Here is an 18,643-nt window from a genome sequence, read left to right on the forward strand (position 1 = left end):
CGCAACCAGTTGTGAAATTTTCGTCAAGAGGGGGCCGGATAGGCACCATCCCCCGTCCCGGCAGGGCTGCCGACAGGCAGACGCAGCGACACGCGCGTGCCGCGCCCCGGTTCGCTTTCGAGTTTGATCTGCCAGCCGTAACGGCCGCAGATCTTTTTCACGATCGCGAGGCCGATGCCGAAGCCGCGTTCCGCCGCGTGCGTCCGGTCCGCCTGATAGAAACGGTCGAACACATGCGGCAGCGCGTGTTCCGGGATACCTGGGCCGGTATCCTCGATATGCAGCCAGCCATCGGCGTAGGAGACATGCACGTGCCCGTGGTCGGTATGTCGGACCGCATTGTCGATCAGGTTCGAGAGCACGATGGCGAGTGCGGACCGGTTCGCTTCTATTTGCGTACTGGGGGCCACATCGACTACCGGTTCGATGCCCCTGTCGGCCAGGCGATCCGCGAGCGGCGTCAGTGCCGTCCAGATCAAGCCCACGAGTCCGACAGGTTCGACGTCCCGCACCGAATCTTCACGTGCCAGCATCAGGAGCACATTGACCCGCTCGCGCATGCTGTCTGCCGCCCGGTCAATCTGCGCAAGCCGCGCGCGCGACTTGCCACTGATGGCGGGATCTTGCTCGAGCAACTCGCAGCTAGTCTTGATCGCGGTAAGCGGCGTGCGCAGTTCATGGCTGACGTTGCCGGTGAATTCCTTCTCCCGCTCGATCATGTCCGCCATGCCTCGATGGTAGTCATTGAACGCGTCAACCAGCCCGACGAGCTCGGCTTCGTCATACCTGCCAGGATCGATCGATGCTGTCCGTTCATGTTTGAGCGCCTTGACCTGCTTCGCAAGGCTGGCCACCTGACGCACCAGCAGGCCCGACACTCCGAACGAGAGCCAGACTGTCAGCAGCGCGAACACCCCCGTGCCGGCCATCAGCGCGTTGATCACCTTCTTGAAATGCTCTTCGTAACGACTGAAGTTGTAGACGCGGTAGAACCGCGTCGTGCCGAACGGGGCGATCGCAACGTGGATCTCTCGCCCGCCGACGATAATCTCGTGGATTCCGTCAGGCAGCGCGCCGACCGTTGCGGGCAGCGCGATCGGCGGCCTGTCCGTCGTCGAGACGTACCCCCGCAGGCGCTGGTCGAACGGCGGCAACTCGGACGGATCCGCGTTGTAGCCGCGCAGCACGCTGGCCATATCGTCCTGGATCAGCGCGGCGATCAGCTTTTCTTCCTGAGCTTCCGCGAGCACCCTGACGCCGAGCGCCTGGGCGAGGAGCAGGACAATCGCGAGCGCCGAGAAAACGAGCGCGACCTTGACGCGCAGGCTACGACGCATGGGAGTCGTCCGCGTCGAGGCGGTAGCCGATCCCGTGGATCGTCTCGACCAATTCCGTCTCGCCGGGTTGGTTCAATGCCTTGCGCAACGTATAGACGTGCGCGCGCAGCGTGTCGCTGCCCGGCAGCTCGTCGCCCCAGACCTCGCTTTCGAGTTCTGCGCGCGTGAATACGCGGGTCGGGGACTGCATCAGGATGCGCAACAGATGCAGGCATTTGGGCTGAAGCTTGATCGGACGGCCGGCGCGCTCGACGGCGAGCGTGCCCAAATCGAGCCGCACGTCCACGAAGCGAAGTTCCGGTACGGCAACCAGGCCGCGATAGCGTTTGGTCAGCGCGTCCAGACGCGCACCGACCTCCTTGAGCGAGAACGGCTTGACCAGATAGTCGTCCGCGCCATACTCGAAGCCGCTCAGCTTGTCGTCGAGCGCATCTCTGGCGGTCAACATCAGGACCGGCGTGTCGCGATGCGCTTCGTCGCGCAGCTTGCGGCACAACATCAGGCCGTCCATCCCGGGCAGCGAGATATCCAGCAAGATCGCATCCCAAGCGTCAGAAAGGGCGAGGTGCAGCCCTGCAGGGCCACTTGACGCGACGTCGACATGAAAGCCGCGGCCTTCCAGATAGTCATAGACGTTCGCGGCGATCGCTGCGTCGTCTTCGATGATGAGCACTTTCATGAGCGAATGGGCAACGGTAAGTTTCTGCGTGCTTCGGATGCATGTGCCGACCTTGCCGTGCAGGGGCGCATTCCGGTCAGCAAGCGCGTCGATCAGCTCAACCCCGCACATTATCGGAAGATGGTGGATCCTAAAGCACCGTCCCGGTGACCCGAAGGCAGGGCGAGATTACTGGTACGGAAGTAAATCGAACGAAGACACCAGGAAGGTCCCGCCAGCACTTCGGAAAGCGCGAAAGCTGCCTCGAACCAAAGGCTCGCGTCGAACACCAAGTGAAGCTTCCTTTCGTCGAGCAACGCGTTTGTGCGGATTACACGCGTATATTCATACTTTGCCGTTGTTTCGTTGACGCTGACGAGCAGGCGGCGATGAAGATTCGCCACGCATGCGGACGGTGTCGAACGGTATCGTCCGGCCGGCGATGGATCGCCGGCCGGACGACAAACAACGCCGTGGACAGCCCGTCAGTGATGAAGATAGATCGAGCGCGACGCAGCGTGAGTCGTGAGGGCATGCCCCGAGTTGCTACCTGCGGATTGTGCGGAGCCGTAACCTGTTGTGTCGGCCTGGGCAGTCGACTGGGACGAGTTCAGCCGCGCTTCTGCCTGCTGGATGGATTGCGGATAGTGAATGTCTTTGCGGGCCGGGTTGTATCCGGCGTGCTCGATCTGAACGAGTTGTGCACGAACTTCCGCTCGCGTAAGACCTTGTCCCGCGAACGCAAGTGCAGGAACCACCGCAAGTGCCAGCATGACGGTTCGAATGGCGAGTTTCATGGCCGTGATCTCCAGTGAGTTGGGAAGGGCAGTCACACGATGTGCGATGCCGTAGAAACAGCATGCGCCTTCCGAACTGAAGATAATGTTAACGATGACGTTGATGAGGCGGTTCGAAAGTGCAATGCGAATGTGCGGTGCGCGGGCCCAGGTGGGCGTTTCGCGCCGGCCTATCGCAGCGGGAAAGGTGTCGGAACAAAAAAAGACCCGGACTCGCACCGGGTCAAACGAGCGCGGCGAACGACAAGCAACGAATTTCAAGCGTCGATTGTTGCTTGCTGCGTTTACCGTCACTCTGCGTGGACGAACGAAACAAGAGCCGCACGGTATCGAACGGGCGCGGCATATGCACGTTGCCATGCCATACTTAAGTTATCCTTAAGCTTAACGGAAATGGGTAACGCGTAAACTGAACTCTTGATATGAGACTCAGCGAGCGATACGGTGCCCGAGTCCAGGCACTCGCCTGACGAGACCCCTGACTTGATCGAGGACAAGCGCGAAGCCCGCGGCAGCGATGCCGACGCCGAGCACCCACGGAAGGGGAAGCGCGGTCACGAGCACGCCTGAAAGCACGAGACCGCAGACAATCGCGGTATCGACAACCGAGGAGAAGACCAGCCAGCGACTCGGTTTCGAATCCCATAGATGGTTCTGCGCCCGGAGTACATAGATCATTGATTGATTGCCGAACGCGATGGCAAGAAAGGCCAATGTCTGTACAGCGTGCGGCGACAATTGGCCACCGAATGCACCGACTGCGACGATCCCTGCCGAAAACACAAGCTTGCATCCGCCGAAGAACGCCGCCGTAAAGACGATCTGCTTCATGTTCCAGTTCTGAGGCTCGCGTCGCGGCTCGACGTGGTCGGTGGTCAGCGACATCGTCAAGAAATCGTTGGTGACGAGCAGGATGATCATGATCATCGGTGTGATCACCGGTTGGTGTAGCGCGATGAGTCCATATGCCATCAGCAGCACGACCTCGATTTTCTTCACGAGCATGTTCAAGGTGTAGGTGAGCAACCGGCGGAATGCCATTCGGCCCTCAATGATGGCTGCAACGACTCCGGATAGTCCGGGCTCGGTAAGCACGATCGCAGCGGCTGCCTTTGCTGCATCACTGGCGCTCGCCACAGCAATGCCGACTTGTGCCTGACGCAGGGCAGGCGCATCGTTGACGCCGTCGCCGCACATGCCGACGACGTGACCGCTCGCCTGAAATGCCTGTACGAGGTGATATTTGTCTTCAGGCATCACACGCGCAAACACATCGAAACCCGATAGCGCGGCCCGGTTGAATCCATCACCGTGCGGACCGGGCTCCGGGCGCAGTCCGACGTCTCGCGCAATAGCGGTCGCCGTCGCGGCCGAGTCGCCCGTTACCATGACCGTTCGTACCCCCAGATCGCGAAGCGACGCGATCAGGCTTGCTGCATCCTCGCGAGGTGGATCGCTGAGGGCGATCAGACCGGCCAGGACGGCTTGCGTGGCAGCGGCTTCCACCGCAACTGCGATGATTCGGTTCCCCCGGCTCGCCAGGTCATCCGCTTTCCGGCGCACGTCCGGCTCGACATTCGCGATTCTCTCGATGGCCTGCAATGCTCCCTTCGCGACACGCATCTGTCCACCGTCGGAAGCTTGGAAGCAGGCCTGCGACATCTTCGTGTCCGGATCGAATGGCTCGCGACGAGTCATGTGATCCTCGACGCCGATGTTGTCTCTCAAAGCTGCCGCTCGAAGGATCGCAGCATCGAGCGGCTCGTCGCCTGTCGGCTCGCAGGTCAGCGCCGCGAGGTGCAGGATCTGCTCAGTCGTGAAGCCGGGCATCGGCACGATCTCGGCGATTTCCGCCGTGTTTTGCGTCAGCGTACCGGTCTTGTCGGAGCAAAGTACGTCCATGGCTGCTGCTTCGTGGACAGCTGACAGGCTGGTCAGCAGCGCGCCCCGGCGACTTAGCGTAAGCGCACTGAGCGCGGCGGAAAGAGTGAACGTCGCCGGTAGTGCCACGGGCACCGATGCGAGCAGCATCGTCAGCGCGAGACGAAGCAATTCCGCTGTGGCGAAGCCGAGGTGGAGGGCGTAGCCTAGCGCAGCCAGTGCGACGACTCCGTTAATTGCGCCCAGGTTACGGACTGTTGCCAGCACTGTGTGCTGTTCGGCGCTCGGTGCACGCGCGATGCGCACCAGTTCGACGGTCCTGCCGAAATATGTGCGTGTGCCGGTGGCCGCGACAACGCCGAATGCGTGACCGCGCTTCACGATTGCACCGGCATAAATCGTTGCGCCAACCGAAATGTCCACAAGCGCGGATTCTCCTGTCAGCATCGACTGATCGGCGGCGACGGATCCGCTCGTCACGCGCACGTCCGCAGGGGAGACCGAACCGATCGGGAGTTCGATCGCATCGTCGGGCACGAGTTCGGCGGCCGGAATCCGGTGCCATTTCCCGTCGCGGCACACTCGGGCCGTCGGTTCGAGCCGCTTCCGCAGAATCGATAGTGCGGCGGAGGCGCGTTGCTCTTGCGCAAGAGACAACGCGATATTGAACGCTAGGAGCAAGCTGATGATTGCTGCCTCGATATAAGCACCGAGCAAGATTTGCAGGGCAATTGCGCCTTCCAGCAGCCATGGCACTGGCGCCCACAACTTGGTCAGCAGGAGTCGTCTGAAGGAGGGCAGCGTTTCGCCAACCACGTTGGGTCCGAATCTGCCCCTACGCTGCTGCGCTTCGGCGGTCGATAGGCCCGTCGGGATGGCGGTCGTCGTGGATTCGGCTGCGGTTTCCGCGTCCGAAGTACCCGCGACCGAGGATGACGTGCTTGCGGACAATGGCATGTCGCTGTAATCGAACGGTTCGATACGCGGACAACGGCGGAAACCGCCTTCCGCACTACCGAAGCACTGAATAGTCGGCTTGTGCGAGTGGACGCTTGGAGATTATCCAGCGTCGATCCCGCGGCCATTGATGTGCGTCAATACAACTCAGGAATTCCTGCCCTCAAGCTTGTCGAACGTTTTCAGCAGGTCGCTCAACGCTGCCGTGCAATTGCCTTGAATCGGGCGATCAGCCCGCAGCGCTTCGAGGGCACGGTCGATTGCCGTGTCGAGTTCATGCCAATCCGCAGCCGCGCGCGGTTTCAAACCGGCTTCCGCGCTGTCCCACGCAACCTCCAGATCCTTGATGCGTGTCCTGCCGCCCGCGAGATCACCTTTCGCCACGAGAGTGGATACGTCGGTTGCGATTGTACGGAATTGGGAGAGGTCGCCGAGTCTCGATACGTTCGACGATGCGCCGTGCTGCGCATCGGTCGCGCTGGACGCCGGTGCCGCCACAGCAGGACTATCGGTTTGCTTTGAGCAGCCGGTGGCGAGAGCAAGCATCGTGCACGCGGAAAGCGCGACGAGCAGACGTGAAGATGCGATTCGACCATTCATGAAGAAGCCTCGCCTCGAGGTTTGTTGAGGAAGTCACTCGACCGCTTCTGCACGCGCGCGACTGCTGGCGCCGAACTGCGCGAAAGCGACGAGCACGATGATCACGGACAGGAACAGTAGGCTCGTCGATGCAGCACCCAGACCGAACCCGCCGTAATTGCGCGATTGGGTGAGCAGATCGCCGAGCGATGCACCGAACGGTCGCGTAGGGATGTACGCAATCCAGAAGGTGAGCACCGCGTTGACGCCGCTGCTCCATGCGACATACACCAGTGCGAGCAGCACGCCGAATACAACAGTACCCAGCGAGAAACCGAGCCCCAAGGCTTCGGTCGCGAGATCGCCCGCAGCGGTACCCAGTGCGAATGTGCACAGGATCGCGGACCAATAGAACAACTCACGCTGCGGCGTGTCGATTGCATCGATCGACAGCGTCCCTTCGATCCGATACCAAATCGTGAAGATCGCGGCGAGAGCGACGGCGAACACGCTCGTGCTGACATACAGACTGACGCCGAGGCCGTCAGTGAGCAGATCGGTGATCTGGGTTCCGACGATGCTTACCAGGACGACCGTGAGCCAGTAGATCCACGGAGTGCAGCGTCGCGTGCGCATCTGCAGGACAAGCGCTATTGCAAGCAAGGACATCATCAAGCCGCGCGTAAAACCTTGGCCCCAGCCCGCGTTGACGGCCAGGTAGTCGGAGGCAGTTTCACCGACGGTGGTGGACATGATTTTGATAATCCAGAACGCAAGCGTGATCTCAGGAACCTTGTTGAGCCAGCGGGAGATAGGCTTGTCGGTAGCGGGCGACATGGTGGCGATTCCTCAGGAGTTGAGTGCCACGCAGTCTAGCTGAGCAGACTTAGGGGAACCTTAGTGTGGCGGAGAAATCGGAAAACCAGGGCCGTCATATGCGCCATTTTCGAAGGCATAAATTTGACATAAGCTAAACTAGCAATTTTTTAGGGTCGCAAGAAAAATACGTCTTTCGGGCCAGATGCGGCTGCCGCACGGGCGTGCCCCGAATGACCGCGTCGCGCCCGTTTTGTTGCCCCGACTCGTTGTCGTTCTGACACCATCCTTAGGCGATCGACGGCTACAGCTGCCATCCCGACTTTCCCTGTAGCACTTCAATTTTTACCTCGCTACGCTGGGCCGCTCTCATCATCGATGCGGAGCCGCTGATGGATCACTGGCGATTGGCTTATCTCGGAATCCGGCAGGTGCCGCGCGAACTGAGCGAATTCGAGCTCGCCACATTCTTCACGTTCTCCAAGCGGGAGCGCGTCGCCATTGATTCACGACGCACGGACCTTTTTCGGCTCGCGGTCGCATTGCACATCGGCTTTCTGCGTATGACCGGCCGGCCGCTTGGCTCGTACAAGCAGATCCCCACTGTTCTTTGGCGACATCTTGGCCGACAGCTGAACGTGAAGCCGCCAGACCTCGGCACGCTACGTTCACTTTACGATGGCAACCTCAAGACCTTATCTGACCACCAGCGCTTTGCTCGGGACGCCATCAATTTTCGCGCCATCGCGGAACATCAACGTCGGTATGTGATCCGTTGGCTCAAAGAGCAACTCACCGGCCGCCCAGAGCGCGGCCAGTTGACGAACGATCTCAAACGTTGGTTCTACGAGCATCGCATCGTTATACCACCGGAGCGCATGCTCAGGCAGTTTGTCGTCCAGGCTGTACGCGACATTGAGGGGCAACTGCACGGCGCGCTCGAGCAGGCTGTTGGTATGGAAAAACTCGAGAGTTGGGCGCGAGTTCTGGCTCAGCCCCATGGAGAACATTCAAGTCTCCAGCGATGGCTGTGGGCCGTTCCGCTGCGCAACTCGACCCATCAGATGAGCGAGATCCTCGACAAAGTCAATTTGCTCACGATGTACGAGGTGGCAACGCGTTGGCCGATTGAATGCAACGATGCCATGGTGCGCCACTACGCCCGCCGTTGCGCAAGTCGCCCACCATCGATCAGCAAGCGAATCGAACCCCAAAGCCGACGAATCGAAGCCGCCTGTTTCATGCGGTATTCCCTCTGTATCGCGACTGATCAGGTACTCGAGATGCTCCGGAGATGGGTACTGAAGGTTGTCAACGACACGTCGCGCGAAGTGGATGCGATGCGGATGAAGGCCGCGGATCAACTCCGCGAGTTCGCGCTTGCCGTCAAAGCACTCGCCAATGATGAAACCCTCTCGCGCGAACAGCTCGGTGAGAAGCTTTGTCTGCTTGCAGATGATGTTTTGCGACCGCATCCCACCAGCCGTCGGAGCCAGATCCGGCAGTGTCTGGTCCGAAAGCGGTACTACGCCCGTAACCTTTTGAATCGGATCGTGCAGCTGCCGTTCGAGTCCGAGGCTGCTCATCCTGTAGTCGATGCACTCTCACTATTACGTGGGCTGTATCGACGTCGCGCTTTTCTTCTACCCGACGGGGTCAATATCAGGCTTGGGCGCGCGTGGCGCGAGGCGATTGATGGCTACGATCGGCTTCGGGCCATGGTTGCCTTCGAGTGGGCCACCCTCTTTGCGCTCCGTGTCGCCCTCCGCAACGGCTCAGTTTTCATCGACCACAGCTTCTCGTTCAGAAGTCAGCTGCATATGCTGATCTCGGCCGAGCAGTGGAAGGCAAAGCGTAACAATCACTACGGACACCTCGGCCTGCCCCAAGACCCGAACGAATTTCTCGGACCAATCCTTGAACAGCTCGAACAGCGCCTCGCACTACTCGATGATGCCGTGGTCAATGGTTCGATCCGTGTTGATACTGCTGTCCACCTCGACCCGATGGCTGCGCAGGATCCAGACGCACAAGCCGATCAACTTCGCCGTCAGATCTTCGAAGCTCATCCGCCAGGCCAATTTCCCGAGATCATCCTCGAGATCGATAGTGCGACACGCTTCAGTTGGACCCTGCTTGGACGCGAGCCGCGGTCGCGCACCGAGTTACTGATGGTGTATTCGGCGATCCTGGCTCACGGCACATCGCTGACGGCTGCTGATATTTCTCGGATGGTCCCGGAAGTGTCAACTGAGGCGATTCGCCAAATGATGAAGCGTCTCGCGGACGAACGAATGCTGCGTACAGCGGCCGACGCCGTCCTTGAATTCATGCACGAACACCCGATCGCCGCCCACTGGGGGCGAGCTGATCTAGCATCGTCCGACATGATGTCGCTGGAGACAACCCGGACGATTTGGCGAGCGCGTGCGGATCCACGTCGCCGGACTGCATCCATCGGGATGTACACGCATGTGCTGGATCGTTGGGGCATTTTCTACGACCAACCCATCGTCCTGAATGAGCGGCAGGCAGGTGCAGCAATCGAGGGCGTCGTCCGGCAAAACGCTACCAAGGACATCGCTCAGCTCGCTGTCGATACCCACGGCTACACCGATTTCGCGATGGGAGTGTCCCGGGCACTTGGCTTTGATTTATGCCCTCGCCTGTCACACCTTCGTGACAGACGTCTACACGTGCCTCGCAGTCAGGCGATACCGGCGCGGCTCGCAGGGGTCACGGATCGGGACGTCCGACTCGGTCTCATCGTTGACGTGTGGGACGACTTCGTGAGGATCGCCGCATCGATTCGCTCTGGTCAATGCACGGCTGTCGAAGCGATTGCCAGATTCGGATCAGCTGCTCGAGGGCAGGCTGTGTACGATGGCGGCGTTCAGATCGGCCGCTTATTCAGAAGTATCTTTTTGATCGACTACTTCACCAATGCCTCTTTCCGGTCGGAGTTGCAACATGCCCTGAATCGGGGAGAAGCGGTGCATACCGTGCAACGCGCAATTCACATCGGTCGCATTCCGGTGGAGCTAGCTCGGCGCCAAGAATCTCTCGCGGCAGTGTCATCGGCGTTGACCCTGCTCTCGAACATCTTGATGGCTTGGAACACCACCCACATGCAACGAGCCCTGGAGAACATCGAAGCTAGCCGAGGGCAACCGATAGCGACCGAGCAACTCCGGCGAATCGCCCCCACTCATATCGAGGGCATCAACTTGCGCGGTACCTTCAATTTTCCCGTGTCACTGTACGCAAAGCGGATCTTACCGAGCATCGCGGCCGACAACCCCATTCCGTCAACCAGTCGGAGCGCCTAACGACGGGGTGTACTGGCGCCGCCGGTCGAGGGACCGCTCATCTTCAACGCGGTCACGTCTGGAGATGCCCTCTGCTTCGTTAGCGAAGGGTAGACACTAACCCATTGTTTTGTTGGAATCATTTTTTGGGGACACAAGGCAAAGCCTTGCCAGGCTTAAAGGCGTCTAACCGGAAAAGCGCATAGAAATCAAAGGCACCCCTGCATACGGCTGCCCATGTGCTCGATACCTGGAAATCGCCGATGTGATGTGCCATGAAGCTCGCGCGCGGGCTGAAGATCGTCAGGTCGAGGCCGCGCTCGCGCATCAGCCGCAGCTGGTTGTGCTCGATCGATTCGTGCAGTTCGTCGTCGCCGATGTTGAGCTCGGCGACCTTCGGCTGTTCGGACGGACTGCCGAGCGCCGCGACCTGGCGATTGCGCCACGCTTCCAGCGCCTTCGGCGCGGTGGTGTAGTGACCATGAATGTCGATGATCATTGATGCTCCTGCGTTTGATGATGTGTCCGGCACCCTGCCGACGACCGCGCCGGACGGCGGTGCGCAACGTGCGTCAGTGCGCCGGGTTTTCGAGTTCCCGCGGTTCGGGCGTGGCCGTGTGCTGCGTCGTCATGATCGCGATCGCGGCCAGCGTGGCCGGCACCGCGAGCATCGACAGGATCGCGTCGAACTTCCAGCCGAAGCCGAGCAGCGCGCCGCCGATTGCCGAGCCAAAGATGCTGCCGAAACGGCCCATCCCGAGCATCCAGCTCACACCGGTTGCGCGCGCAACTGTCGGATAGCGTCCCGGCGCATAGGCGTTCAGCCCCGTCTGCGCGCCGCTCATGCAGAAGCCGGCCGCGAACACCAGCAGCGCGAGCGACGACGACAGCGCGCCAGCCCACGCGAGCACGGCCACGCACAGCCCGCCGCCGAGATACGCGGCGCCGATCACCGGCGCCGGCCGCACGCGGTCCATCAGCCAGCCCACGCCGATCGCGCCGATCGTGCCGCCTATCTGGAACATCGCGGTCACGTTCGCGGCCGTGCTGACGGACAGGCCCGCGTCCTTGATCAGCGTCGGCAGCCAGCCGGACAGCAGGTAGATCACCAGCAAGCCCATGAAGTAGGTGATCCACAATGACAGCGTGACGCGGCCATAGCCTTGCGAGAACAGTACGCCGATCGGCTTGCGCGTCGGCAGCGGCGGCTCGTTCGACACGAACGTCTCGTTGCCGCTGAATTGCTCGCCGCACACGCGGTTCAGCAACGCGCCGATGCGTTGCGACGGCGCGCCGCGCACGGCCAGCAGCCGCGCCGATTCGGGCAGCAGCCAAAGCTGAAGCGGTATCAGCAGCAGCGGCAGCGCGCCGCCGAACAGCAGCACGGAGCACCAGCCGTGCAGCGGAATCAGCCAGCCGGCGACGAAGCCGATCAGCGCCGAGCCGAGGTTGAAGCCGGTAAACATCACGGTGATCATCAGCGCGCGCATCCGCTGCGGTGCATACTCCGACAACAACGTCGTCGTGTTCGGCATCGCCGCGCCCAGACCGATGCCGGTCAGCAGCCGAAGCATCGCCATCTCGAACGGCGAGTGCGCGTGCGCAGTCAAGATCGTGAACACGCCGAACAGGAACACCGACGCGATCAGCGCGCGCTTGCGCCCGAACCGGTCGGCGCTCGGGCCGGCCAGCAGCGCTCCGATCACGAGACCGATCGGCGCCGCGCTCATCACGAGGCCGAATTCAGGCCGCGAGATCGCCCAGTCGCGAATCACCGACGGCGCAACGAACCCCATGATCGCGACGTCCATCCCGTCGGCCATCACGACGAGGCAGCACAGCACAACCAGCAGCCACTGGTAGCGCGACACCGGCCTCTCGTCGATGAATGCCTTGATGTCGATTGTCTTTCCACTGTCCATCATGACTCTCCTGCCTCCTTGTCGACGATCGGTTGATCGATTCGTCGTCCTATTTATATAGCCCGATGCGATGCCGAATTTCCGACCACGAAGGCGCCGTGATCCCGCGCGCCTTCGTCATGCGTCAGGAGTTGTGCGGCTTGTCCGCGTCGTCCCAGCCCATGGGCCCGGCGCTCTTGCCGGCCACCGAATACAGCGCGCCCGGCGCGTTGCGCGTGCGCTGGAACGCCTCCAGCGATTCGCCGCGCATCGCCGCGTAGATATGCAGGTTCGATACGCCCGTCACCGCACCGAGCTTCTCCAGCAGGAAGAAGATCACGCCGTAGCGCAGCAGGCCGAGCCAGTCGCGTCGGCGGATCAGGTCGCGCTCCGCCGTGTCGAGGCCCGCAGCTTCGAAACTCGCGTCGGGGTCGCTCAGGAACTGCGCGCGATGCGCGGGCTCGATCATCCGGTGCAGATAGTCGTTGATCCGGTACGCGCGGACCGCGCGATCGATCGTGAACGGGTAGGTGCCCTGCAGTTGCTCGACGCCGACAAGCTCCGCCGCCATCCGTTGTCGATGGCGTTCGGCCGCCGCCCCATCAACGTCGGTGTCGGCCGGCTCGTAGACAGCCGTTGCAATGCCCGTCATCGACGGCAGGTAGTAGCTGCGGTGGCGGCACACGACGCCGGCCGGCAATGCACCGCGCATCGTGAGCCACATCACGACCTCGGCGCCTTCGAAGCCGCCGAGCGTCGCATATTCGCCGAGCGGCATCCCGGCCAAGCGCTCCGGGTCGTCCTGGAGCAGATCGAGAAAGCGCGCATCCCATTCGGGATTGTTGAAGCCGGAACGCTCGCCGTGCACCTGGTGCGACAGCCCGCCGGTCGCGACGATCGCAACGCGCAGGTCCTCCGGATAGCTCTCGATGGCGCGCCTCAGTGCCTGCCCGAGCCGATAGAAGCGGCGCGCGGACGGCACCGGCAACTGCAGCACGCCCATTTGCAGCGGCACGAGCTGCACCGGCCAGTCGGGACGATGCGGGCACAGCACCGACAGCGGCGAGAAACAGCCGTGGTCGAGCGGCTTGTTCTGGAAGAACGACATGTCGAACTCGTCGGCCACCAGCGACTGGCCGATATGCGCGGCCAGCATCGGGTGACCGGCGATCGGAGGCAGGTCTCGCGCGCCACCGCCTTCGTCCGCCGGATGCCACTGTGGCCCGACGCCGAGCGCGAACGCCGAATAGTGATCGAAGAAGAACGACGTCACGTGATCGTTGTAGATGAACAGCAGCACGTCGGGGCGTTTTTCGGCGAGCCACGCGCTCAGCGGCGCGAAATTTTCGAAGATCGGTGCCCAGACAGGGTCGTGCTGCTTGTTCTTGTCGAACGCGAACCCGATCGTGGGCGTGTGGGAGGCGGCGATGCCTCCGATGATCCGTGCCATGCCAATGCTCCTTCGTGATGCTCGAATGCGGTCCGGTTTCGCCGTCCGCTACTGATGAATGCGTGCGCGTCCGCTTACGCCACGCGGCCGTTCGGCTGCGGCGCGAGGCTGCGCTTGACGACCAGCGCGAGCGGCACGGCGAAGACGAAATGCGACATGAACCCGCCGATGATGACGTTCGGATCGAAATAGTTCGGGTGATTGCTCGACGCGATCATGATCAGCGCGTGCATCACGATCCACGCGACGATCGCAAAGAACAGCGCGACGAACGTCGCCTCGAAGCCGCGCCGGCGAAACCATGGCCAGATCGCCGCGAACACGATGCCCCACGACAGCGCGAACGCGAAGTGGATCGCGGTGCCGATGAAGTACGCGCCGATGCCCAGCGCATCCTGCGCGGCCTTGCCGAACACGAGCCCCGTCGCGTTGCGCGGAATGCCGGCGAGCGGCATCAGGTGCTGCGCACCGACCCAGACGAGCGCCTCGTAGACCCAGATCAGCACGGCCCCCGCGAGGCCGCCGCGAATCCCCGCGCGTACCGTGTCGGCAAACGTCGTGCTGTCCTGCGCTGCTTGCGTCGTTCCGCGCGCTCCGATGATGTGCTGCTGTCCCATTAGGCTGCCTCGTTCATGAATGCGGGCGCCGCGCTTCGCGCGACCCCTTTGTGATCGGACGAACAATGAATCAGATGGCGGCCCGATGCGCCGGCAACCGCGCGCTTGCAGTCGCCGGAACAGAAATTACTCATTCGGTAGCGGGGCGAAACAGTCAGGGTAAACCCTTTAATCGCCGCGAAACGGCATGTCCGACACGCTTTCAGCCAGCATGCGAACAGCGCCGCCGATACCTGGAACGCCCGCCGGGCATGGCGCTCGCGGATGGAGAGGCGCTGGGTTGCTGATCGGGACCCGTTGCCCGTCGATTCGCGATCGATAAATAAAACAGATATCTGAATAAGCATGATGCAAGTTCTGCCGCCGCCGTTCCGGTAAAGTCGGTCAACGCGCTTCGATGCTGGCGCAGCCCGCGCGGATGCACGCAAGTCATGCGCGATCGCCGCCGCGGCGCACACCGCCCGACCGACCCATGGACAACACCGAACTCCCGAACCTCGCCTGCCTGTATGCGGTGCAGCGCGTTGCCGAAACCGGCAGCGTAAGCCGCGCCGCCGCAACGCTGTTTCGCGCACAATCGGCGGTCACGCGCGCGGTGCAGGAACTCGAAACGTCCCTCGGCGAATCGCTGTTCGATCGCAAGCCATCGGGCATGCTCGCGACGCCGGTCGGGCGCGCGGTGCTGAAACGCGGTGAGCGCGTGTTCGCCGAACTCGGCGCGCTCGCGAGCTGGTGTGCGCTGCGCCAGTCGAGCCGCCGCGCATCGGCCGAAGGCGGCCTGCCCGCGTATCTGCTCAACACGCGGCGGCTCCAGCTGTTCTCGACGCTTGCGCGGCATCGGCATATGCCCAGCGCCGCGCGCGCGCTCGGCGTCACGCAGCCGGCCGTCAGCAGCGCGATCCGGATTCTCGAAAACGGCGCGGGTTTCGCGCTGTTCCATCGGCATCCGCGCGGCCTGCTGCTCACGACCGACGGTGAGGCGTTTCTGCTTCATGTGCGGCGCGCGCTGAACGAATTGCGGCACGTCGCCGACGACGTCGCCGCGCTGCACGGCAGCATCCAGGGTGTCGTGACCGTCGGTGCGCTGCCGCTCGGCCGCACGCTGATCCTGCCCGAAGCGGTGGCGCGTGTCGTCACGCGATTTCCCAAGGTGCGCGTGATCACCGACGAAAGCGCATACGAGGCGCTCGTCGCCGGCGTGCGCGCGGGCGACATCGACTTCATCCTCGGTGCGTTGCGCGCGAGCGATCCGGCGAGCGACCTCGAGAGCGAGCGGTTGATGTCCGAGAACCTCGTCGTGCTCGCGCGGCACGATCACCCGCTCGCTGGCGCGCGCGACCTCCGGCTCGCGAGCCTCGCCGGTGCGCAATGGGGTAATCGTCCTTTTCGTGCAAAATCTGGCGGTTTCGTTCGAAATTCCACGCAAAATCATAGGCTTAGCAAGAGGCCGATTTCGCGAAACTGTGTCCTCCGGATGCAAAATCTGGCGCTTCAGCCCGCAGCGCCGCCCAGACCTAACCGCACCCGGTAGTCAGCCAGCAGCAACATCTGGGCGTCGACCTGCGCCGCCAGCTTTGTCCGCTCCGCCGTCGCTACGCCGAGCGACGCACGTGCGCTTTCCAGTTCCCCCGACTGCGCGCTGACCGTCGCGCGTAGGGCATCGCGTTCGGTCTCGAGACGGACGTGATCGGCACGCATCCGGTCGAGCGCCTCCCGTATCTGCTCACCGTGTGCCCGCGCTTCTCGCAGACTTTTACTCGCCGCGCCGGACTCGGCGACCAGCCGCGCGTTGTCCTTGTTCAGTTGGGTAATTTCGTTCTGCTTCACGATTGCTGTCTGGTTGGCCTGGCGCAGTTCGGCCTGCAGCTGCTGGACCTGCGTCTCGTGCCGGCGCGCTTCCTGTTCGCGCTGCTCGCGACTGGCGCTCCGGTAGTGTTCCAGCGCGTCGTGCGCGTGCTTCAGCTTCTCCTCGAGTGACTGGCGGAAGCTTTCGTGCTCGGCCAACCGCACGGTCTGATCATGCACCTGCTGCGAGAGTCGCTCGATGTCGATCGCACGTTGCTGCGCCGCCAAGCGCGTATCGGCGTGCGCATCCTGTTCGCTCGAGAGCGCGGCGGTCGCGTTGGCCAGTTGCGCCTGCAGCGCGGCGAGCTCGCCAGTGAGCTTAGCGATCTCGGCGTGGGCCTGCTGGCGCTGGGCGGCTGCGGCGGCCGCCTGCTGATCGACGCGCACCTGCGCTTCCTCGTGTAGGCGGGCCGCGAGGCGGGCGACGAGATCCTGGATGGCGTCGGACAGCGACGCCGCGCGCGTCAGCGACGCGCCTTCTTCTTCCTCCAGCTCTTTCAGGTAGCGGTGGATGGTGGTTTTCGAACCGGTATTGCCAAGCGCGATACGTATCGCATCGATCGACGCGTGCATACCCTGCGCGATCAGCGAATCGCGCGCACGCTTGATGTCCACACGGGTCAGGCCGGCGCGAGCCATGGGGCCTCCTTCGAATATCGTACTGTATTACATACCATGTATATATGTACCAAGACTGCCGGTCAAGGATGGTGTGAAATTGGAATTTTTTATATGCGATAAAGATGGGTTATCCAGTGTGAAGCCCCGAAAATTGCCTCGGTCAGCCGGAAACGGTACGAAAAGCGGTTTGGCCACCCGATTTCAGGCGAGTGGCCAGATGGAATGCATCTCCCGGCACGCGATGTGGCGCCCCCTATAGCCGCGCTGGTGCCGCGCGTCGGGATGTGCCGCTTGACTCTGTACCGGACTACGGAAGTAACGTTAATCATCGCCATTCGGCAGCATGATCCGCGCTGTGTGCCCCGTCACCGTCAAAGCGGCGCTCGCCAAGGTTGACGGCGTGGCCAGGGTCGACGTCGCTTTCGAGAAACGCGAGGCCGTCGTCACGTTTGACGAGGCGAAAACCAGCGTCGAGAAACTGACTCGAGCGACCGCGGAGGCGGGCTATTCGTCGAGCCTCAAGCTGTAGTCAGCGGACTAATCCGGGGAGAGACATCATGAGACTGTTCACTCGCCTTGCAGACAACACGGGGATCCTGGGTAGCATCGTCTCCGCGATGAGCTGCGCGTCGTGCTTCCCCGCAATCGCCAGCCTCGGGGCGGCGGTCGGGCTGGGTTTTCTAAGCCAGTTCGAGGGCGTGTTTATAACCCTTTTGTTACCGCTGTTCGCTGGGCTGGCGTTGCTGGCCAATGCCTTGGGCTGGTTCAGTCACCGCCAATGGCGTCGCACGGCACTCGGGGTCATCGGGCCACTGCTGGTGTTGTCCGCGGTGTATCTGACTTATGGCTGGCGCGGTGAGGTGCTGCTCTATGCCGGTCTTGCGTTGATGGTTGGCATGTCAATCTGGGATTTCATGTCGCCCGCTCGTCGCCGCTGCGGGCCGGACGGTTGCGAACTGCCACCGAACAGCCGTGGCTAACGGCACGCGATCGTGAACCGAATCGGTCGGGATGGGGCAGTCGCAATCTTGCGCCGCGGGTCGAGCGCCTGCGGATACCTGCGCACTTCGTGGCCAGGCGACACGGCAATCGTAAGGAGTCCGCGGGATTATCGGGAAACGGTGGCGAGAGCCAGACCGTACGCCATCGCTGCGCCGGCGGGCTTGTATCGCTCGGCATTATCCGATGCAGCCGCAAGATTAGTCTTGAAACCGTACATTGCTCCGGACATAAGCTGGAATCAGCCACCAGGGCGCGATTGAACTCATCGGAGTACGGCGCCGACTGCCAACACCTCGCGTGGCCGAGTCTCAGCTTCTGGCGCTGTGTTTGACGCCGGCAGCGCAAAGTCGTGGAGATCATCATCATGAAATCGCTGATCCATGCAGCAGTCGCGGCATCGCTCCTGGCCGTCCCGGCCATGACATTCGCGCAACAATCGAGCGGCCCCGTGACACGCGCGCAAGTGCGCGCTGAACTCATCGAGCTGGAGCAGGCCGGCTACCAGCCGGGGCGCGCTAATGATCCCTATTACCCGGCCGATATTCGGGCTGCCGAGCGTATCGTTCAGCAACGGCATGAGGCGCTCGCGCAACGGGAACGGGAGGCCACCGGGGCGGCGAAGGCGGGAACGGCGGCTGTAACGGATGAATCCTACGGCGGCAAAGCCGCGGAAAAATCCGAGGCCGGCTCGCCGGCGGATGCTCGAGGCACGTGGCAGCATGGCGCAATGCCATGCTCGATGGATCCAAAGTGCGGTCTCTACCGAGGCCATTGACCATCGACAACGTGTGCACGTCATTCGGCTATGCCGGCGGTCAGCCGACATGGCCGCAATGAGCATTTGCCTGCGTCGCATTGAGCACGCGGCCCATGT

At 62.3% G+C, this 18,643-nt stretch carries 16 protein-coding genes and 1 pseudogene; 5 read left to right on the forward strand and 12 right to left on the reverse strand.

Going from position 1 to position 18,643, the window contains the following annotated elements; genetic code table 11:
• Positions 1-23: 23 nt before the first annotated feature.
• From DCN14_RS36290 to DCN14_RS36315, 6 genes are all read right to left on the reverse strand, one after another.
• Positions 24-1,337, reverse strand: coding sequence for a HAMP domain-containing sensor histidine kinase (locus DCN14_RS36290; RefSeq protein WP_045577995.1), 1,314 nt, complete (start codon positions 1,335-1,337; stop codon positions 24-26).
• Positions 1,327-2,016 (reverse strand): response regulator transcription factor, encoded by a 690-nt coding sequence (locus tag DCN14_RS36295; protein ID WP_045577996.1) that lies wholly within the window; start codon positions 2,014-2,016, stop codon positions 1,327-1,329. The genes DCN14_RS36290 and DCN14_RS36295 overlap by 11 nt, the downstream gene beginning before the upstream one ends.
• Positions 2,017-2,480: 464 nt before the next feature.
• Complete coding sequence (locus tag DCN14_RS38940) at positions 2,481-3,053, reverse strand: DUF4148 domain-containing protein (protein ID WP_224383344.1); 573 nt, start codon at positions 3,051-3,053, stop codon at positions 2,481-2,483.
• A gap of 168 nt (positions 3,054-3,221) precedes the next feature.
• Complete coding sequence (locus DCN14_RS36305) at positions 3,222-5,630, reverse strand: HAD-IC family P-type ATPase (protein WP_052691545.1); 2,409 nt, start codon at positions 5,628-5,630, stop codon at positions 3,222-3,224.
• A gap of 147 nt (positions 5,631-5,777) precedes the next feature.
• A complete protein-coding gene (locus tag DCN14_RS36310) occupies positions 5,778-6,230 on the reverse strand; it encodes a hypothetical protein (protein ID WP_045577997.1) in 453 nt (150 codons plus the stop codon).
• Between the two features lie 33 nt (positions 6,231-6,263).
• Entirely contained in the window at positions 6,264-7,046 is a 783-nt protein-coding gene (locus DCN14_RS36315; protein WP_096508092.1) for a hypothetical protein, read from the reverse strand.
• 371 nt (positions 7,047-7,417) lie between these two features.
• Here DCN14_RS36315 and DCN14_RS36320 point away from each other — a divergent pair, with 371 nt between their 5' ends.
• Positions 7,418-10,354 (forward strand): Tn3 family transposase, encoded by a 2,937-nt coding sequence (locus DCN14_RS36320; RefSeq protein ID WP_059559649.1) that lies wholly within the window; start codon positions 7,418-7,420, stop codon positions 10,352-10,354.
• 118 nt (positions 10,355-10,472) lie between these two features.
• Here DCN14_RS36320 and DCN14_RS36325 read toward each other — a convergent pair whose 3' ends face one another.
• From DCN14_RS36325 to DCN14_RS38265, 5 genes are all read right to left on the reverse strand, one after another.
• Positions 10,473-10,832 (reverse strand): amidohydrolase family protein, encoded by a 360-nt coding sequence (locus DCN14_RS36325; RefSeq protein WP_240327532.1) that lies wholly within the window; start codon positions 10,830-10,832, stop codon positions 10,473-10,475.
• Positions 10,833-10,905: 73 nt separating this feature from the next.
• A complete protein-coding gene (locus DCN14_RS36330; RefSeq protein ID WP_060121550.1) occupies positions 10,906-12,255 on the reverse strand; it encodes an aromatic acid/H+ symport family MFS transporter in 1,350 nt (449 codons plus the stop codon).
• A gap of 124 nt (positions 12,256-12,379) precedes the next feature.
• Positions 12,380-13,684, reverse strand: a complete 1,305-nt coding sequence (locus tag DCN14_RS36335) for a gallate dioxygenase (RefSeq protein ID WP_060121541.1) — start codon at positions 13,682-13,684, stop codon at positions 12,380-12,382.
• Positions 13,685-13,758: 74 nt separating this feature from the next.
• Positions 13,759-14,301 (reverse strand): hypothetical protein, encoded by a 543-nt coding sequence (locus DCN14_RS36340; RefSeq protein WP_096508093.1) that lies wholly within the window; start codon positions 14,299-14,301, stop codon positions 13,759-13,761.
• The gene (locus DCN14_RS38265) at positions 14,301-14,648 is read right to left on the reverse strand and encodes a hypothetical protein (RefSeq protein WP_143331728.1); all 348 of its coding nucleotides are present in this window, start codon (positions 14,646-14,648) and stop codon (positions 14,301-14,303) included. Before DCN14_RS38265 ends, DCN14_RS36340 begins: the two co-directional genes overlap by 1 nt.
• A gap of 125 nt (positions 14,649-14,773) precedes the next feature.
• Between DCN14_RS38265 and DCN14_RS36345 the strand changes: the two genes are divergently transcribed.
• The gene (locus DCN14_RS36345; protein WP_226146177.1) at positions 14,774-15,832 is read left to right on the forward strand and encodes a LysR family transcriptional regulator; all 1,059 of its coding nucleotides are present in this window, start codon (positions 14,774-14,776) and stop codon (positions 15,830-15,832) included.
• On the opposite strand, the gene DCN14_RS36350 is transcribed toward DCN14_RS36345, so the two are convergent.
• On the reverse strand, positions 15,793-16,785 hold the full coding sequence (locus DCN14_RS36350; RefSeq protein ID WP_059888169.1) for a DNA-binding protein: 993 nt from the start codon (positions 16,783-16,785) through the stop codon (positions 15,793-15,795). The genes DCN14_RS36345 and DCN14_RS36350 overlap by 40 nt on opposite strands.
• A gap of 340 nt (positions 16,786-17,125) precedes the next feature.
• Here DCN14_RS36350 and DCN14_RS36355 point away from each other — a divergent pair.
• The 3 genes and pseudogenes from DCN14_RS36355 to DCN14_RS36365 form a co-directional block, all read left to right on the forward strand.
• A pseudogene (locus tag DCN14_RS36355) lies at positions 17,126-17,296 on the forward strand (cation transporter); the annotation flags it as partial.
• A 28-nt stretch (positions 17,297-17,324) separates the two neighbouring features.
• A complete protein-coding gene (gene merC / locus DCN14_RS36360) occupies positions 17,325-17,747 on the forward strand; it encodes an organomercurial transporter MerC (protein WP_059888164.1) in 423 nt (140 codons plus the stop codon).
• 386 nt (positions 17,748-18,133) lie between these two features.
• Positions 18,134-18,544 (forward strand): DUF4148 domain-containing protein, encoded by a 411-nt coding sequence (locus DCN14_RS36365; protein WP_081062886.1) that lies wholly within the window; start codon positions 18,134-18,136, stop codon positions 18,542-18,544.
• Positions 18,545-18,643 lie beyond the last annotated feature (99 nt).

The organism is Burkholderia sp. IDO3 (genome assembly GCF_003366075.1).
In the GTDB taxonomy this organism is placed as follows: Bacteria; Pseudomonadota; Gammaproteobacteria; order Burkholderiales; family Burkholderiaceae; genus Burkholderia; species Burkholderia anthina.

Excerpts from the sequence above, each read along its gene's own strand:
- DCN14_RS36310 (WP_045577997.1), bottom strand. The coding sequence starts at position 6,230 with ATGAATGGTCGAATCGCATCTTCACGTCTGCTCGTCGCGCTTTCCGCG.
- DCN14_RS36325 (WP_240327532.1), bottom strand. The coding sequence starts at position 10,832 with ATGATCATCGACATTCATGGTCACTACACCACCGCGCCGAAGGCGCTG.
- merC (WP_059888164.1), top strand. The coding sequence starts at position 17,325 with ATGAGACTGTTCACTCGCCTTGCAGACAACACGGGGATCCTGGGTAGC.
- DCN14_RS36295 (WP_045577996.1), bottom strand. The coding sequence starts at position 2,016 with ATGAAAGTGCTCATCATCGAAGACGACGCAGCGATCGCCGCGAACGTC.
- DCN14_RS38265 (WP_143331728.1), bottom strand. The coding sequence starts at position 14,648 with ATGCTTATTCAGATATCTGTTTTATTTATCGATCGCGAATCGACGGGC.
- DCN14_RS36350 (WP_059888169.1), bottom strand. The coding sequence starts at position 16,785 with ATGGCTCGCGCCGGCCTGACCCGTGTGGACATCAAGCGTGCGCGCGAT.
- DCN14_RS36335 (WP_060121541.1), bottom strand. The coding sequence starts at position 13,684 with ATGGCACGGATCATCGGAGGCATCGCCGCCTCCCACACGCCCACGATC.
- DCN14_RS36340 (WP_096508093.1), bottom strand. The coding sequence starts at position 14,301 with ATGGGACAGCAGCACATCATCGGAGCGCGCGGAACGACGCAAGCAGCG.
- DCN14_RS36330 (WP_060121550.1), bottom strand. The coding sequence starts at position 12,255 with ATGGACAGTGGAAAGACAATCGACATCAAGGCATTCATCGACGAGAGG.
- DCN14_RS36365 (WP_081062886.1), top strand. The coding sequence starts at position 18,134 with ATGAAATCGCTGATCCATGCAGCAGTCGCGGCATCGCTCCTGGCCGTC.
- DCN14_RS36315 (WP_096508092.1), bottom strand. The coding sequence starts at position 7,046 with ATGTCGCCCGCTACCGACAAGCCTATCTCCCGCTGGCTCAACAAGGTT.
- DCN14_RS36290 (WP_045577995.1), bottom strand. The coding sequence starts at position 1,337 with ATGCGTCGTAGCCTGCGCGTCAAGGTCGCGCTCGTTTTCTCGGCGCTC.
- DCN14_RS36345 (WP_226146177.1), top strand. The coding sequence starts at position 14,774 with ATGGACAACACCGAACTCCCGAACCTCGCCTGCCTGTATGCGGTGCAG.
- DCN14_RS36320 (WP_059559649.1), top strand. The coding sequence starts at position 7,418 with ATGGATCACTGGCGATTGGCTTATCTCGGAATCCGGCAGGTGCCGCGC.
- DCN14_RS36305 (WP_052691545.1), bottom strand. The coding sequence starts at position 5,630 with ATGCCATTGTCCGCAAGCACGTCATCCTCGGTCGCGGGTACTTCGGAC.